Origin of the sequence: Streptomyces zhihengii, assembly GCF_016919245.1 — a bacterium.
GTDB lineage: Bacteria > Actinomycetota > Actinomycetes > Streptomycetales > Streptomycetaceae > Streptomyces > Streptomyces zhihengii.
In genome coordinates, this window is record NZ_JAFEJA010000002.1 from 834,420 (window position 1) to 850,143 (window position 15,724).

12 protein-coding genes are annotated in these 15,724 nt (G+C 75.8%); 4 read left to right on the forward strand and 8 right to left on the reverse strand.

Going from position 1 to position 15,724, the window contains the following annotated elements:
- Positions 1-24: 24 nt before the first annotated feature.
- Entirely contained in the window at positions 25-2,679 is a 2,655-nt protein-coding gene (locus JE024_RS31435) for a SpoIIE family protein phosphatase (protein WP_372449887.1), read from the forward strand.
- On the forward strand, positions 2,679-3,494 hold the full coding sequence (locus tag JE024_RS31440) for a uracil-DNA glycosylase (protein ID WP_205377290.1): 816 nt from the start codon (positions 2,679-2,681) through the stop codon (positions 3,492-3,494). Before JE024_RS31435 ends, JE024_RS31440 begins: the two co-directional genes overlap by 1 nt.
- Here the strand turns inward: JE024_RS31440 and JE024_RS31445 are convergent.
- The 3 genes from JE024_RS31445 to JE024_RS31455 are packed head-to-tail and all read right to left on the reverse strand — an operon-like array spanning position 3,445 to position 7,075.
- Complete coding sequence (locus JE024_RS31445; protein WP_205377291.1) at positions 3,445-5,559, reverse strand: xanthine dehydrogenase family protein molybdopterin-binding subunit; 2,115 nt, start codon at positions 5,557-5,559, stop codon at positions 3,445-3,447. The genes JE024_RS31440 and JE024_RS31445 overlap by 50 nt on opposite strands.
- Positions 5,556-6,542 carry an FAD binding domain-containing protein gene (locus JE024_RS31450; RefSeq protein ID WP_205377292.1) on the reverse strand — a complete coding sequence of 329 codons (987 nt, stop codon included), beginning with the start codon at positions 6,540-6,542 and terminating at the stop codon, positions 5,556-5,558. The genes JE024_RS31445 and JE024_RS31450 overlap by 4 nt, the downstream gene beginning before the upstream one ends.
- A complete protein-coding gene (locus JE024_RS31455) occupies positions 6,539-7,075 on the reverse strand; it encodes a (2Fe-2S)-binding protein (RefSeq protein WP_205377293.1) in 537 nt (178 codons plus the stop codon). The genes JE024_RS31450 and JE024_RS31455 overlap by 4 nt, the downstream gene beginning before the upstream one ends.
- Positions 7,076-7,320: 245 nt before the next feature.
- On the opposite strand from JE024_RS31455, the gene JE024_RS31460 reads away from it, so the two are divergent.
- On the forward strand, positions 7,321-7,545 hold the full coding sequence (locus JE024_RS31460) for a hypothetical protein (protein WP_205377294.1): 225 nt from the start codon (positions 7,321-7,323) through the stop codon (positions 7,543-7,545).
- A gap of 165 nt (positions 7,546-7,710) precedes the next feature.
- Here the strand turns inward: JE024_RS31460 and JE024_RS31465 are convergent, their stop codons facing one another.
- Positions 7,711-8,124, reverse strand: coding sequence for a DUF6479 family protein (locus JE024_RS31465; RefSeq protein ID WP_244883283.1), 414 nt, complete (start codon positions 8,122-8,124; stop codon positions 7,711-7,713).
- A 133-nt stretch (positions 8,125-8,257) separates the two neighbouring features.
- A complete protein-coding gene (locus tag JE024_RS31470) occupies positions 8,258-9,274 on the reverse strand; it encodes a LacI family DNA-binding transcriptional regulator (RefSeq protein WP_205377295.1) in 1,017 nt (338 codons plus the stop codon).
- A gap of 213 nt (positions 9,275-9,487) precedes the next feature.
- Here JE024_RS31470 and JE024_RS31475 point away from each other — a divergent pair, with 213 nt between their 5' ends.
- The gene (locus tag JE024_RS31475) at positions 9,488-10,939 is read left to right on the forward strand and encodes a GH1 family beta-glucosidase (protein ID WP_205377296.1); all 1,452 of its coding nucleotides are present in this window, start codon (positions 9,488-9,490) and stop codon (positions 10,937-10,939) included.
- Positions 10,940-11,104: 165 nt separating this feature from the next.
- Here JE024_RS31475 and JE024_RS31480 read toward each other — a convergent pair whose 3' ends face one another.
- The 3 genes from JE024_RS31480 to JE024_RS31490 all read right to left on the reverse strand — a co-directional run bounded on the left by JE024_RS31480 (position 11,105) and on the right by JE024_RS31490 (position 15,668).
- Positions 11,105-12,520, reverse strand: a complete 1,416-nt coding sequence (locus tag JE024_RS31480; RefSeq protein ID WP_205378447.1) for an alpha/beta hydrolase family protein — start codon at positions 12,518-12,520, stop codon at positions 11,105-11,107.
- Between the two features lie 153 nt (positions 12,521-12,673).
- Positions 12,674-14,158, reverse strand: coding sequence for an extracellular catalytic domain type 1 short-chain-length polyhydroxyalkanoate depolymerase (locus JE024_RS31485; RefSeq protein WP_205377297.1), 1,485 nt, complete (start codon positions 14,156-14,158; stop codon positions 12,674-12,676).
- 184 nt (positions 14,159-14,342) lie between these two features.
- A complete protein-coding gene (locus tag JE024_RS31490; RefSeq protein ID WP_205377298.1) occupies positions 14,343-15,668 on the reverse strand; it encodes a DUF6777 domain-containing protein in 1,326 nt (441 codons plus the stop codon).
- Positions 15,669-15,724: the final 56 nt, after the last annotated feature.

Sequence of the window (15,724 nt, forward strand, 5' to 3'; positions counted from 1 at the left end):
CACCGGCCGCCGCCCCGCACGGAGATGCGGACCACGCCCGCCCGGGAGCATGCTGAGGGGATGACCCGGTACGGCGCGGGCCGGCGGCCCTCCCCCGACGCCGAGCGCCCCGGACCCGCGGCCTCCGGCGAGCGCGGTCCGGCGACGCCCGAGCCTGCCCCGCAGCCGCCCCCCGGCGCCCGTGGCGGGGGAGCGGCGCCGGACGACCTGGCGATGGTCCTCGCCCAGGCGGAGGCGGCCGCGATCGAGGCCGTCGGCGGTTTCGCCGGGGGCCTCTACATGCGGACCACCTCCCCGGAGCTGCTGCTCCTCGCGGTGATCGCCGGGCTGCCGTCCGACCTCTTCCGGCACTGGTGGCGGATGCACGTCAACCGGCCCTTCCCCCACTCGGAGGCGTACCGCTCCGGCCGGCCCGTCTACCTCGGCGACGCCGAGGAGGCCATGCGCCGCTACCCCCAGCTGATGGCCGGACTGCCCTTCCCCTTCGGATCGCTGTACGTGCCGATCATCCACCGGCGCGAGACCTTCGGGATCATCGCCGTGCTGCGCCCTGGCACCCCGGGTCGCACCGTCGAGGAGGCCGACCGGCGGCGCGTCACTGACATCGCCGCACGGCTCGGCGAGACGCTCGCCGCCATGCCCGCCGAGGGCCGGATCCAGTGGGAGGGCGACCCGCTGGCCGTCACCCTGCCGAGCGTGAGCTCGCCGCCGGTGCGCTTCGGCACCTTCGACTGGGACCTGGAGGAGGGCACCGTCGACGGCGACGACGGCTGGTGCGCCATCATGGGCACCCCGCCGGGCCTGCCCCTGACCGTCGACGAGGTGGCCTCCCGCGTCGAGCCCGCCGACGCGTACGGCCTGCGGGCCGTCGCCCTGCACGCCGCCGAGTCCGACCGCCCCGTCACCCGAAGGATCCGCCTCCAGGGCTCCGACGGGCGGCCCCACCTGGTGGAGATGTCCGGTCGCCGCAGGCGCCGGCGCGACGGATCCGACGCCACCCGGCTGACCGGCTTCCTCGTGGACCTCGGCGCCGGGCCGGTGGTCGCCGAGTCGGCGGACCGGCTGCCGCAGGGGGTCTGCTCCCTCGACCGCCTCGGCCGCGTCACCTACGTCAACCGCCACGCCGAGACCCTGGTCGGCCTGCCGCGCTCCGCCCTGCTCGGTACCGTCCTGTGGGAGGCCGTGCCCTGGCTCGGGCAGCCCGCCTACGAGGACTACTACCGCTCCGCCCTGCTCTCCGGGGACCCGGCGAACTTCCTCGTCCAGCGCGACCAGGGCTGGCTGTCCGTCTCGGTCTTCGCCGGGTACGACGGCCTCACCGTCACCATGGGCCCGGCCGACCAGCCCGCCTACGCCCCCGGTTCGGTCGTCGCCCCCGGCACCGGCATGGGCTCGCCGGCCGACCGCGCCGTCGCCCTCTACCGGCCGGTCGCCCTCGCCATCGCCCTCACCGAGGCGGTGACCGCCCGCCAGGTGTCCGCCGTGGTCACCGAGGAGCTGCTGCCCGCCTTCGGCGGACGCCAGCTCGCCATCTACCTCCTCAACGACCGCCATCTGTACCTCTCCTGGGAGACCGGCTTCCCCCGCGGCTTCCTCCACCGCTTCGACGGCGTCGGCCTCGACGAGAAGATCCCGGGCGTGGACACCCTCACCAGCGGGCGCCCGCTCTTCTTCGAGTCGATGCACCACCTCGCCGAGGCGTATCCCGGCATCCCGCTCGACGCCCATGTCGGCGCCCGCGCCTTCCTGCCGCTGATCGCCTCCGGGCGGCCCGTCGGCTCCTGCATCCTCGGCTTCGACCAGCCGCGCGGCTTCAGCCCCGAGGAACGCACCGTGCTCACCGCGCTCGCCGGCCTCATCGCCCAGGCCCTCCAGCGCGCCCAGCGCTACGACTCGGAGGCCGCGCTCGCCCGCGGCCTCCAGGACGGGCTGCTGCCCCGCCGGCTGCCCGTCGTCGACCAGCTCGACACCGTGGCCTGCCACCTCCCGGGCACCCAGGGGATGGACGTCGGCGGCGACTGGTACGACGTCGTCGAGACGGCCGGCGGCGTGGCCATCGTCATCGGCGACGTCCAGGGCCACGGCGTGTCCGCCGCCGCCACCATGGGCCAGCTGCGCAGCGCCGTCCGGGCCCTCGCGGTCAGCGGCCACGGGCCCGCGGAGGTCATGGGAGGCACCAACCGGCTGCTCATCGACCTCGACCCGGGCCAGTTCGCGAGCTGCTGCTACATCCTGCTCGACCCCGCCGCCGGCCGCGCCGAGGCCGTGCGGGCGGGCCATCTCCAGCCCCTGCTGCGCCGGCCCGACGGCCGCACCGAGGTGCTCGACCTGCCCGGCGGCGTGGTGCTCGGCGTCGACGCCGACGCCGAGTACCCCGTGACGGAGTTCTACCTCGAACGCGGCGCGGTGCTGGCCATGTTCACCGACGGGCTCGTCGAAGTGCCCGGCGTCGACATCGACTTCGGCATCGAGCGGCTGCGCCTCATGCTCTGCGACGTCGGCGCCTCCCCGCTCGGCGACACCGCCGACCGGCTGATCAACGAGGCACGCCGGACCACCGACCGCCCCGACGACATCGCCCTGCTCCTCGCCGCCCGCTGGAGCGAGGCCCCCGGCACCACCCCGCCGCACGACGAGGCGCCCGGCGAGGCGTCCGGCGCCGCGCACGAGGACGCCTGATGGGCCCCGGCCGCTCCGGCGGCACGGGCGGACGGCCCGCGCCCGGCGACCCGTCGTTCCCCGCCCGCACCGCGCCCCGCTGCGCCTCGGCCGGCGCGCTCGACCGGCAGGTCGCCCGCTGCGGGGCCTGCCCCCGCCTGGTGGAATGGCGCGAGAGCGTGGCCGCCGCCCCGCGCGCCGCCTTCCGCGACGAGGAGTACTGGGCCCGCCCCGTCCCCGGCTTCGGCCCCGAGGACGCGGCACTCGCCGTCGTCGGACTCGCCCCGGCGGCCCACGGCGGCAACCGCACCGGGCGCATGTTCACCGGCGACGACGCGGGGGACGTGCTCTTCGCCGCCCTGCACCGGGCGGGCCTCGCCTCCCGGCCGGAGTCGGCGCACCGCGGCGACGGCCTCGTGCTGCTCGGCACCCGCGTCACCGCGCCCGTCCACTGCGCGCCGCCGCAGAACCGGCCCACGCCCGCGGAGCGCGACACCTGCCGGCCCTGGCTCGCCGCCGAACTCGCCCTGCTGCCGCGGCTGCGGGCGGTCGTCGTGCTCGGCGCCTTCGGCTGGCAGGCCGTGCTGCCCGTCCTGGCCGACGCGGGCTACGACGTCCCGCGCCCCCGCCCGGCGTTCGGCCACGGGGCCCACCACGTCCTGGGCCGCGCCGACGGCGGCGGGGAGCTCCATCTGCTCGGCAGCTACCACCCCAGCCGGCGCAACGTCTCCACCGGCCGCCTCACCCCGGCGATGCTGCTGGACGTGCTCACCCGCGCCGCCCGTGTCAGCGGCGCGGGTCTCGGTGCAGACGGGCCAGCACCTTGTCCGGAGTGAACGGGGGCTCCCGCAGCCGTGCCCCCAGCGCATGACGGAGCGCGTTGCCGATCGCCGCCGCGGTGCCCACGATCCCGATCTCGCCGATGCCCTTGCTGCCCATCGGATTGAGATGCGGGTCGTCCTCCTCCAGCCAGTACGCCTCGACGGACGGCACGTCCGCGCAGACCGGCACGTGGTACGAGGCCAGGTCGCACTCCGCGATGTCGCCGAAGCGGGCGTCGAGCGTGCTGCCCTCCGTCAGCGCCATCCCCAGCCCCATCGTCATCCCGCCCGTCAACTGCGACCAGGCGGTACGGGGGTTGAGGATCCGCCCGGCGGCGAACACGCCCAGCAGCCGACGCGCGCGGACCTCGCCCGTCACCGTGTCGGCGGAGACCTCCGCGAACACCGCGCCGAAGGCGTGCCGGGCGTACGGCACCTCGGCGCCGGCCTCCTCCCGGGTGTCGGCCGTCGCCGTCAGCCCCTCGGGCGGCACCGTCCCGCCGTGCTCCGCCAGCAGCGCCGCCAGCGCCTCGCACGCCCGGTGCACCGCCCAGCCCCAGGACGCCGTGCCCGACGAGCCGCCCGCCAGCGGCGCGGCCGGCAGCTCCGTGCTCCCGACCTCCACCCGCACCGCGTCCAGCGGCACGTCCAGCGCCTGCGCCGCGATCTGCCCGAGCACGGTGCGCGCGCCGGTGCCGATGTCGGTGGCGTTCACCCGGATCACATGACGCCCGCCGGGCTCCGCGGTCGCACTCGCCCGCGAGGGGCCGATCAGCACCGGATAGGTACTGGCCGCGACACCCGAGCCGATCAGCAGGTCGCCCTCCCGCCGGGCACCGGGGCGGGGATCGCGCTCCTGCCAGCCGAAGCGCCGCGCGCCCTCGCGCAGACACCCGGGCAGACCGCGGCTGCTGAAGGGCCGCCCGCTGTCCGGCTCGGTGTCCGGCTCGTTGCGCAGCCGCAGCTCCACCGGGTCGATGCCGGCGGCCTCCGCCAGCTCGTCCATCGCCGACTCCAGCGCGTACATCCCGGACGCCTCACCGGGCGCCCGCATCCACGACGGCGTCGGCACGTCCAGGTCCACGACCCGGTGCACCGTACGGCTGTTGGGGGAGGTGTACATCACCCGCCCCGGCACCGCGGCCTGCTCCACGAACTCCCGCACCCGCGACGTACGGGTCACCACCTCGTGGTCGAGCGCGGTGATCACCCCGTCGGCGCCCGCGCCGAGCCGCACCCGGTGCAGGGTCGGCGCGCGGTGGCCCACCACCGCGGCGAGCTGACGCCTCGGCAGCGCCAGGGTGACCGGCCGCCCCGTGTGGCGGGACGCCATCACCGCGAGCACCACGTGCGGCCGCGGCGTCCCCTTGGACCCGAAGCCGCCGCCGACGTGCTCGGACACCACGGTCACCTGCCGGCGCTCCAGCCCGAACATCCGGGCCAGCACCTCGCGGACGGTGTTCGCGCCCTGGCTGGAGTCCTGCACGGTCAGGGTGCCGTCGTCCTTCCAGTGGGCGGTCGCCGCGTGCGGCTCCATCGGATGGTTGTGCAGCGCGGTGAGCGCGTACTCGGCCTCCACCCGCACCGCCGCCGACGCGAACGCCCCGTCCGGGTCGCCGCGTTCGCGCAGACCCGGATGACCGCCGTTGGCCTCCTCGGGGGTGCGCAGACCGGGCCGGTCGCGGGAGAGCAGCACATCGTGCTCCTCGGTCTGGTACGACACCCGCACCGCCGCCGCCCCGGCGCGCGCGTTCTCCAGCGTGTCCGCCACCACCAGCGCCACGTACCAGCCGCGGTGCGGGACGCGGTCGTCCTGGAGCACCGCGAGGGTCGCGTCGTCGGGGGCGGCGACCCGGGGCGCGTTCTCGTGGGTCAGCACCGCCCGCACCCCCCGCACGGCCAGGGCGGGGCCCGGATCGATCTCCGTGACCCGGCCGCGGGCGACGGTTGCGGGCACCGGCCAGGCGTGCAGCCGGTCCGGCGGCCGGTACTCCGCCGCGTACCGGGCCCGCCCGGTGACCTTGTCGCGCGCCTCGCTGCGCTCGGCGCCGGCGCCGAGGACGCGTCCCGTCTCCGTCATGCCGCCTCCCCGGCCAGTTCCGTCAGGACCCGCACGGCCAGATCGCCCGCGAGCCGCACCTTGAAGGCGTTGTCCCGCAGCGGCTCGGCCGCGTCCAGCTCCGCCTCCGCGGCCTGCTCGAACACCGCCGCCGTCGGCGCGGCCCCGAGCAGCCGCTCCTCGGCCGTCCACGCCCGCCACGGGCGGTGCGCCAGCCCGCCGAAGGCGAGCGAGGCATGCCGGATCCGGCCGTCCTCGACGGCCAGGCAGGCCGCCACCGACACCAGCGCGAACGCGTACGAGGCACGGTCGCGCACCTTCCGGTAGACCGAGCGGACGCCGGGGGCGGGCGGCAGGTCGACCGCGGTGATCAGCTCGCCGGGCCGCAGCTCCGTGTCCACGTCCGGACGGTCGCCCGGCAGCCGGTGGAACGAGGTGACCGGCAGCGACCGGGGGCCGTCCGTGCCCTCGGTCCGCACGGTGGCGTCGAAGGCGGCGAGGGCCACGGCCATGTCGGAGGGGTGGGTGGCCACACAGTGCGGCGAGTGGCCCAGCACCGCCAGATCCCGGTGGATCCCCTCCACGGCGGGGCAGCCCGTGCCCGGCTCGCGCTTGTTGCACGGCTTGCCGACGTCCTGGAAGTACGTGCACCGGGTGCGCTGGAGCAGATTGCCGCCGGTGGTCGCGGAGTTGCGGAGCTGGGGCGACGCCCCGGCCAGCAGCGCCTGCGACAGCGCGCGGTAGCGGGTGCGTACGGCGGGGTGGGCGGCGAGGTCGCTGTTGCGGACCGTCGCTCCGATGCGCAGGCCGCCGTCCGGCGTCGCGTCGACCGAGTCCAGCGGCAGCCGGCGCACGTCGATCAGCATCCGGGGCGCGGCCACGCCGAGCTTCATCAGGTCGACCAGATTGGTGCCCCCGGCGAGGTACTGCGCCCCGGGGCGGGCGGCCCAGGCGGTGAGCGCCTCGCCGGTGGTCGACGCGCGCAGGTATCCGTACGGCTTCACGAGGCCACGTCCTCGATGGCGGCCACGATGCCGGGATAGGCGCCGCAGCGGCAGATGTTGCCGCTCATCCGCTCCCGGATCTCCTCCGCCGTCAGCTCCACCGGCCCCTCGGTACCCCGCGTCACCAGCGACGGGTGCCCCTCCCGGGCCTCCGCGAGCAGGCCCGCGGCCGAGCAGAGCTGCCCCGGCGTGCAGTAGCCGCACTGCAGCGCGTCCCGGGCCACGAACGCCTCCTGGAGGGGATGCGCTCCCCGGTCGCCGGCGAGGCCCTCCACCGTCACGATGCGCGCCCCGTCGTACGCCACCGCGGGGAGCAGGCAGCTCAGCACCCGCCGCCCGTCGACCAGGACCGTGCACGCACCGCACTGCCCCTGGTCGCAGCCCTTCTTCGGGCCCGTGATCCCGAGCCCCTCGCGCAGGGCGTCCAGGACGGTGGTGCGGTGGTCGAGCGCCACGGTGCGGGCGACGCCGTTGACGTGCAGGGTGACCACCGACGCTTGGGCCGGGTCGTCGGGTCGTGCGCTGGACTCCACGTGCCGTCCTCCGTTCCGTGCGGGGCGCTCCCCGCTGGGGCGTGCCTCCCAGCCTGTGCCGGATCGGGCCGGAGCGCGCGCCGGACAGGGGCGCCCGTGCTCCCGCCCGCGGGAGGCGGAGAACGGCCGCCGGAGATGACTGTTCGTACGGTTAAGCGAATATTGTGCGCCGATCGGGGTACACCGATCGGATGTGCGTGCCGTGACCGGCCGGCGACCGGCGGCCCTGTGCCGCCGTCCCGGCCGTGGCGCACGCCCGACCGGCGCTGAAGACGCAGGCCGGTACGCAGACACCGAAGGAGATGGAGGCCGTGGACACCCGGGCCTACCCCCGACCGACCACCAGCCGCGTACCCGAGGACGAACGGGTGCGCATCTGCCGCCCCGCCGTGATCCGGCGGGATGCCGGAACGGAGCGCGAGCCCCGCGAGGCGGGACCCGAGGCGCACATCGTCCGCGGCGACGACTGACGCGACGCGGTGAGATCCGGTGCCCGCACCCCCGCCGGGGGTGCGGGCACCGGCCGTGCGGCCCGGAGGCTGCCGACGGTGCCCGTCCGGGCCCGGCCCGCCCCGGACGTGCGCGAGCCGCGCCGGGCGGTGGATCGCCCGGCGCGGTGGCCGTCCGGCGGGGGATCAGACGCCCGGGCCTGCGCCCGGCCGGCCGCCTTCGTGACCTGGGCCGGTGTCCCCTTCGGCGCCGGGCTCGGGCCGCGGCGGCTCCTCGGCGGAGGGGCGCGCGCCCATGTTCCCGTAGCCGTGCATCTCGTGCGGGGTCAGGCGTCCCGGTGTCTGGCGGCCCTGGGAGGGGTCCACCTCGTCGGGTTCGAGACGGCTCTCGACATGGGTGCGGTGGTCGGGCGGGGTGGGCAGCTCGTCCCGGGTCGGCGCCGCGTCGCGCCGCCTGCGCGCTCCCACCTGCCAGACGATCCACACCAGCAGGACCAGCAGACCGACCACGATGAGAAGGAAGACGATCACTGCTGGTGCGCCCTCGCCCGCGGCGAGATCGGTGAGGGCGCCCTGTGCCGGAGGACTGTGAGTGGTCATGGATAGCGACTACCCAGTTTGCCCCGGATATGACAGCTTTCGACCCGGACGTCCTAAGGCGTGGGCGCTTCCGGGGCCCGCCCGGCCGCCCGTCGGCGGCCCCGCCCGGGCCGGGTGCCCGGTCCGCCGCGTCCTACGCCGATCCCCGCACGACCAGCTCGGTCGGCAGCACGACGTGCTGCCGGGGCGTCGCAGGGTCGGCGATCTCCGCCAGGAGCAGCCGGGTGATGGTGACGCCGAGTTCCTCCACCGGCTGGCGCACGGTCGTCAGCGGGGGATCGGTGTGCCGGGCCAGGAACGAGTCGTCGAAGCCGACCACCGCCACGTCCTCGGGCACCCGCCGGCCCCGGGTGCGCAGCTCGCGCAGCGCGCCCGCCGCCATCACGTCGGAGGCCACGAAGACGGCGTCCAGCGACGGCACCCGGTCCAGCAGCTCGCCCATCGCCCGCCGGCCGCCTTCCTCGGTGAAGTCGGCGACGGCCACCAGGTCCTCGCCGGACGGCCGGCCGGCCGCGTCCAGCGCCTGCCGCCAGCCGCGCAGCCTGCTCAGACCCACGTCCATGTCCATCGGCCCCGCGACGGTGGTGACGGTGCGGCGGCCGCCCGCCAGCAGATGCCGCACGGCCGAGGCCGCGCCGCCCAGGTTGTCCGCGTACACATGGCTGAGCGACTCGCCGGGGGAGCGGCGGCCGGCCAGCACGGTCGGCAGGCCCATCTCCTCCAGCAGGCCGGGCAGCGGGTCGTCGGCGTGCACCGAGACCAGCAGCACGCCGTCGACCCGGCGTTCCGTGACGGAGCGCGTGAGCTGGTCCCGCTCGCCCGCGTCGCGCACCAGGACGAGCTGGAGCTGGGTGCGGGTGTCGGCGAGGCCGGTGCTGACCCCGCGGATGACGGCGGAGAAGTACGGCTCCGAGCCCAGCCGGCTCTCCGACTCCGGGACGACGAGCGCGACGGAGTCGGTCCTGCTGGTCACCAGGCCGCGGGCGACCGAATTGGGCACGTAGCCGAGCTCCGCGATCGCGGTCATCACCGCGCTGCGCGCCTCGTCGCTGACCAGGGACGAGCCGTTGATCACCCGCGAGACCGTCGTGCGGCCCACGCCGGCGCGGGCGGCGACGGTCTTGATGGTCGGTCGCTGACCGCCCCCCATGGACCCTCCTCGTGCTTCGGCCGGGCCGTTCACCTGGCGCATTGTGCCAGAACGCCCGGTGCTCCCGACCGTGCGCCCACCGGCTCCTTGACACCGGCGGCGCCCGGGCGTCAGTCTTCCGGACATCGGGTGGGTACGTTCCCACCTCGGATTGGGCACGTTCCCACCCTCGAATGGGAACGTACCCACCGTCAACTCCGGGAAAGGAACCCCGTGGCCACCGCCATCCGCCGCCCCGTGCCCGACGACCAGCTCTCCGCCGCCCGCACCTTCCCGCCGGACTTCCTGTGGGGTACGGCCACCGCCGCCTACCAGATCGAGGGCGCCGCGGCCCTGGACGGCCGCACCCCCTCCATCTGGGACACCTACGCCCGCACCCCGGGCCGCGTCCGCAACGGCGACACCGGAGACGTGGCCACGGACCACTACCACCGCTGGCGCGAGGACGTCGCGATCATGGCCGACCTCGGGGTGGGCGCCTACCGCTTCTCGATCTCCTGGCCGCGGGTCCAGCCCACCGGCCGCGGCCCCGCCGTCCAGCGCGGCCTCGACTTCTACCGCAGGCTCGCCGACGAACTCCTCGACAAGGGCATCAAGCCCGTCGCCACCCTCTACCACTGGGACCTGCCCCAGGAACTGGAGGACGCCGGCGGCTGGCCGGAGCGCGTCACGGCCGAACGCTTCGCCGCCTACGCGGAGCTGGCCGCCGAGGCGCTCGGCGACCGGGTCACCACCTGGACCACCCTCAACGAGCCCTGGTGCAGCGCCTTCCTCGGCTACGGCTCGGGCGTCCACGCCCCCGGGCGCACCGACCCCGTCGCCGCCCTGCGCGCCGCGCACCACCTGAACCTGGCCCACGGCCGGGCGGTCCAGGCGCTGCGGGCCGCGCTGCCGTCCAAGTCCCAGGTCTCGGTGACGCTCAACGTCCACCATGTGCGGCCGCTGACGGCGAGCGACGCCGACGCGGACGCCGTCCGCCGCATCGACGCCCTGGCCAACCGGATCTTCACCGGGCCGATGTTCCACGGCGCCTACCCGGACGACCTGCTGGAGGACACCGCGGGGCTCACGGACTGGTCGTTCGTGCGCGACGGCGACACCGCCACCGCCCGCCGCCCGCTGGACTTCCTGGGCGTCAACTACTACACGCCCACCGTGGTGTCGGCCGCCTCCCCGGACGGCGCCACCCACACCTCCGACGGGCACGGCCGCAGCGCCCACAGTCCCTGGCCCGGGGCCTCGGGCGTGGCCTTCCACCTGCCGCCGGGGGACACCACGGCCATGGGCTGGGCCGTCGACCCGAGCGGCATGTACGACCTGCTGCGCCGGCTCTCGGCCGATCTGCCGGGGACCCCGATGATGATCACCGAGAACGGCGCGGCCTTCGACGACTACGTGAACCCCGGCGGCGAGGTCCGCGACCCCGACCGGGTCGCCTACCTCCACGGCCATCTGGAGGCGGTGCACCGGGCCATCGAGTCGGGCGTCGACGTGCGGGGCTACTTCCTCTGGTCGCTGCTGGACAACTTCGAGTGGGGCTACGGCTACAGCAAGCGCTTCGGCGCCGTGTACGTGGACTACCCGACCGGCACCCGCATCCCCAAGTCCAGCGCCCGCTGGTACGCGGGCCTCGCGCGCACCGGCAGGCTGGACCCGCTGGCCTGAACGGGGTGCGCCCGCCGGTCCGTCCAACCGTGCGCGCCCGCCGGCCCATCCGTCGCGCACCCGCCGGTTCGTCCAACCGTGCGCGCCCGCCGGTCCGTTGACCCGTGCGCGCCCGCCGGTTCGTTCCGCCGGGGGAGCGGCGGAACGAACCGGCGGGCGGGGCCGTCAGCCGCGGCCGAGGGCGCAGTCGGTCAGCAGCCCGCTCCGGTCGGCCGGCAGGGCGACCGTGCGGCTCGGCGCGGGCTTCGGCCCGCCGCCGATCCACGACTCCAGCGCGGTGAACGCGGAGCGGTGGCACGGCGTCAGCGGACGCAGCCGGTCGGGGAACACGTCGTAGAGCGAGTCGGTGTGGGTGCCGCCCTCGATCCGGTAGTAGCGGAACAGCTTCTCCCGCCCGGCGTCGCGCACCATCCGGGCGTACACGTCCGAGTCCTCGCCGATCGGGAGCAGCACGTCCAGCGTGCCGTGCAGGGTGATCAGCGGCTTGCCGATCCTTCCCGTCAGCGCGATGCGGTCCACCGCCCGGTGCACCTCGCGCGGACGTGAGGCGTAGTCGTAGTCCGTGTCGCACGCCGGGGTGCCGGGTGCGCAGAACGGCGTCCCCGCCTCGGCCGCCCCGTCGAAGCCCGGGTCCAGCTCCTCGCGGTAGATGCGCTGCGTCAGGTCCCAGTAGTACTGGTGGTGGTACGGCCACAGGAACTCCGACCCCGCCGGGAACCCGGCGGCCAGCATCTCCCGGTGGGCGTCCGCGGCGCCGGGGCCGCCCGCGGCGTAGCGCGGGTAGGCGGTCAGCGCCGGCGGCAGGAAGGTGAACAGGTTGGGGCCGTCGGCCCGCCACAGCGTGCCCTCCCAGTCCACGCCGCCGTCGTACAGCCCGGGGTGGTTCTCCAGCTGCCAGCGCACCAGATAGCCGCCGTTGGACATGCCGGTCATCAGCGTGTGCCGGGGCCGCTCGCGGTAGCGCTGCGCGACGACTGTGCGGGCCGCCCTGGTGAGCTGGGTGACGCGCTCGTTCCACTCGGCGATCGCCTCGCCCGGCCGGTCGCCGTCCCGGTGGAAGCCGAGTCCGGTGTTGCCCTTGTCCGTGGCGGCGAAGGCGTAGCCGCGGGAGAGCACCCAGTCGGAGATCGCCCGGTCGTTGGCGTACTGCTCCCGGTTGCCGGGCGAGCCCGCGACGACGAGGCCGCCGTTCCACCGGTCGGGCAGCCGGATCACGAACTGGGAGTCGTGCTGCCAGCCGTGGTTGGTGTTGGTGGTCGAGTCGTCCGGGAAGTAGCCGTCGATCTGGATGCCGGGCACACCGGAGGGCACGGCGAGCCCCGCCGGCGTCAGGCCCGCCCAGTCGGCCTGGTCGGTGTGCCCGGAGGCGACGGTGCCCGCGGTGGTCAGTTCACCGAGGCAGGACACCTCCTGGTGGGCGGCGCCGGGGACGCGCAGCGACGCCTGGCGCGCGCAGTGGCCGCCTTCACGGGCCTGCGCCGTGGGGACGGCGACCAGGCCGAGCAGCAGCGCGGCGCCGGCGACGAGCCGGACGGCCCGCCGGGACCCGCGCCGGGCGGGCCGGCCGGGAGCCGCGGGCAGGACGCCGGGGGACGAGGGGGACGGCACGGAACAGCCTCCTGATGACGTGAAATTCGGTGAGGTGAGGTGACGGCACCGTCACCGGCGGGCCGCCGGTGACGGTGCTCGGGTGATCGGTTGGTCCGGTGACCGGATGGCGGACGGGGGCGCGGCTCAGGGGCAGGCGCCGTCGGCCACGGTGTAGTGACCCACCGGGGATTCCTTGAGGGTGTGGGTGACGAACGTGTTGTAGAGCCCCATGGCCTGGCCGGACCCCTTCGCGTACACCAGCCCGCCCGTGGTCGTCGCCCGGCCGGCCTGCACATGGGCGTAGTTGTGGGCGGTCCAGCACACCGCGCCGGAGCCGGTGGTCGTCGCGGTGACCGGCGCGGAGCGCGCGCCCTCGGTCCCCGCCGCGTCCCGCGCGGCGACGGTGTAGGTGTGGGTGGAACCGGGCGCCGGCGAGGTGTCGGTCCAGGTGGTGCCGGAGACCACGGCGACCCGGCTGCCGCCCCGGTGGACGGCGTATCCGGCGGCGCCCCCGACCGCGTTCCAGCGCAGGACGATCGAGGTGTCGGAGGCGGCCTGCGCGCTCAGCCCGCCGGGCGCGGGCAGGGTGCCGGGCCCCGGCCCGGTGCCGCCCCCGGTGAGCCCGAAGAACTCGCTGATCCACCGGCTGGAGCAGATCGAGTCGATGAAGTGGGCCGTGCCGGTGCTCCCGCACTGGTCGGGCCCGGTGCCCGGGTCGACGGGGGTGCCGTGGCCGATGGACGGCACCCGGTCGACCTCCACCACCACCCGGCCCCCGGCGTCCGTGTACTGCTCACGCCGGGTGCCGTTGGTCCCGATGGTGTCCGACCGGTCCGGCGTCTGGTCCGTCCCGTGCACGGCCGTCCACTGGTCCCTGAGCTCCGCGGCGTTCAGCGGGGCGACGGTGGTGTCGTTGTCGCCGTGCCAGACGGCGACCCTCGGCCACGGCCCGCCGTAGGACGGATACGCGTCGCGCACCCGCTGCGCCCACACCGCGGGCGTGCGGTCCGTGCCCGGGTTCATGCACAGGTACGGACCGCTGTCCGCGGTGCAGTCGTGCGGGATCCCGGCGACGACCGCGCCGGCCTCGAAGACGTCCGGGTAGGCGGCGAGCATCACCGAGGTCATCGCGCCCCCGGCCGACAGGCCGGTCACAAAGGTGCGCGAGGGGTCGGCGCCCCAGGCGCTCTCCGCGTGGGCGACCATCTGGCGGACGGACGCCGCCTCGCCCTGGCCGCGCCGGTTGTCCGTCGTCTGGAACCAGTTGAAGCAGCTGTTGAGGTTGTTCGACGAGGTGGTCCCGGCGAACACCACCAGGAAACCGTGGCGGTCGGCGAACGCGGTGAGCCCGGAGTTGTCCGCGTAGACCTGGGCGCTCTGCGTACAGCCGTGCAGGGCCACGACGACGGCGGGGGAGGGCGCGAGCGACGCCGGCCGGTAGACGTACATCTGGAGCGCGCCCGGGTTGGCGCCGAAGGCGGTCACCCGCTCCAGCGTCACGGCCGCCTGCGCGGGCGCCACGGGCGTGAACCACAGGCCGCCCAGCAGGACGGCGAGGACGGCGAGCAGCCGGCTCACCGTCCGCCGCGCCGGGCGGGCGCTTTCCCTCCGGTACTCGTGCACAGACATCCGAACCTCCGCGGGTCACTGAGATGCCGGTCACAGTAGGAAGGGACCGCCGGGCCCAGAAATGGGACGGCGGCCCATAGCGTGGGCCGCCGACGGCGTGTCACACACCCTTGCGCGATGCGGAGTCGGACTGCTACGGCATGTCGCGAAAACAGCTCCGGGCCGGACGCGGCACCGGTGACGGTCAGCCCGGCGAGGCGGGGGCCTCGGAGCCGGGCGCCGGCGCGTCGGAGCCCGCGGCCGGGCCCGACTGCTCGCCCGGCGGCGCCTCGGACGCCGGGGGCGGCTCCTCCGGCGCGGGGCTCTGCGGGGACTCCCCGGGCGGGGGCTCCGTCGCCGGGTCGGACGCCGGCCCGGACTCGTCGCCGGGACAGGCGGGACCGCCGCCGGGCGGACAGGAGGTGCCGGGCTCGGTGGTGCCGTCCGACGGCGTACGCGTGGACGGCGAGGGGGAGGTGCGCTCGGGAGGCTCGGTCTTCTTGTCGTGCTTGCCGGTGTCACCGGCCGGACGGGCGATCCACTCGCCGGTCTTCGGGTCGTACAGCACGAACGTCTCCACGTCGCGCGGGGCGGGCGTCACCACCACGACCTGCGAGGCGCGGTACCCGGGCCACGGTGTGCCGGTCTGCTTCGGCGTGGTCTCCTGGGCGACCGGCGGACGCAGCGGATTGCCGCAGGCGCAGCGCACCCGCGGGATGCCCCGGTCGTCGACGAGCACCGCGGTGCCCGACTGGAGGACGGCCTGGTACGGCGTCGCCTTCCCGTCCCGGAATCCGTGGTTGGTGACCCGGGTGTCCATCCGGAGCTGAACCGGCGTCAGGGAGCGCAGATACGCGGGCACCTGGCCCGGGGAGATGTCCTGGGCGCCGGCGAACGCCTCGTTCTTCGACGCGTCCGCCCCGAGCGACCGGATCTGCTGCTCGACGTCACAGCTCGCGACGTCGCGGGTGCCGCCGTACAGGCCGGGCGTGGCACCGCCCACGGCGCGCGTGACGTTGGTGCCGGACGCGCTCGGAGCCGGCTTCGACGTGCTGGGCGCGGGCGCCGGCGACGTGTCCCGCGCGGTCGACCCGGTGAACGGATCGGGGCCGTCGGCGCTGGCGGCCTGGAGGAAGACCTCGCCCTCGGCGCTGCCGGAACCGCTGCCGCCGGGCCGGGTCAGCACCACCGTCACCACCACCGCCGCGACGACCAGCAGCGAGACGGCCGCGATCCTCGGCGCCGACCGCCACCACGGCCGCTGCGGACCGCCCGGGCCCCCGGCGTCCCCCGGCGGCCCCTCGTGCGCGCCACCGCTGCCGCCGGTCCCGCCGGGACCGCTCGGCGGTCCCGGCGGGGGACCGCCGGGGCCGGGGCCCTCCCCGGAACCGGACGGGGGCCCGCCGGAACCCGGCGCGGATCCTCCGGACGGGCCGGACGGCGGACCTCCGGCGCCCGGCCGGGACGGCCCGGAGAGCGGACCCGACGGCGGGCCCGCGGGACGTCCGGATGACGGCGGTTCGATGCTCATGGGCACTACCTCCCAGGGGCGGCGGAGCGGGGGAGACGGAACTCCCCGCCGGGCCG

Coding starts and splice junctions, on each gene's coding strand:
- JE024_RS31435 (WP_372449887.1), top strand. CDS start 25: ATGCGGACCACGCCCGCCCGGGAGCATGCTGAGGGGATGACCCGGTAC.
- JE024_RS31440 (WP_205377290.1), top strand. CDS start 2,679: ATGGGCCCCGGCCGCTCCGGCGGCACGGGCGGACGGCCCGCGCCCGGC.
- JE024_RS31445 (WP_205377291.1), bottom strand. CDS start 5,559: ATGACGGAGACGGGACGCGTCCTCGGCGCCGGCGCCGAGCGCAGCGAG.
- JE024_RS31465 (WP_244883283.1), bottom strand. CDS start 8,124: ATGACCACTCACAGTCCTCCGGCACAGGGCGCCCTCACCGATCTCGCC.
- JE024_RS31470 (WP_205377295.1), bottom strand. CDS start 9,274: ATGGGGGGCGGTCAGCGACCGACCATCAAGACCGTCGCCGCCCGCGCC.
- JE024_RS31485 (WP_205377297.1), bottom strand. CDS start 14,158: ATGTCTGTGCACGAGTACCGGAGGGAAAGCGCCCGCCCGGCGCGGCGG.
- JE024_RS31490 (WP_205377298.1), bottom strand. CDS start 15,668: ATGAGCATCGAACCGCCGTCATCCGGACGTCCCGCGGGCCCGCCGTCG.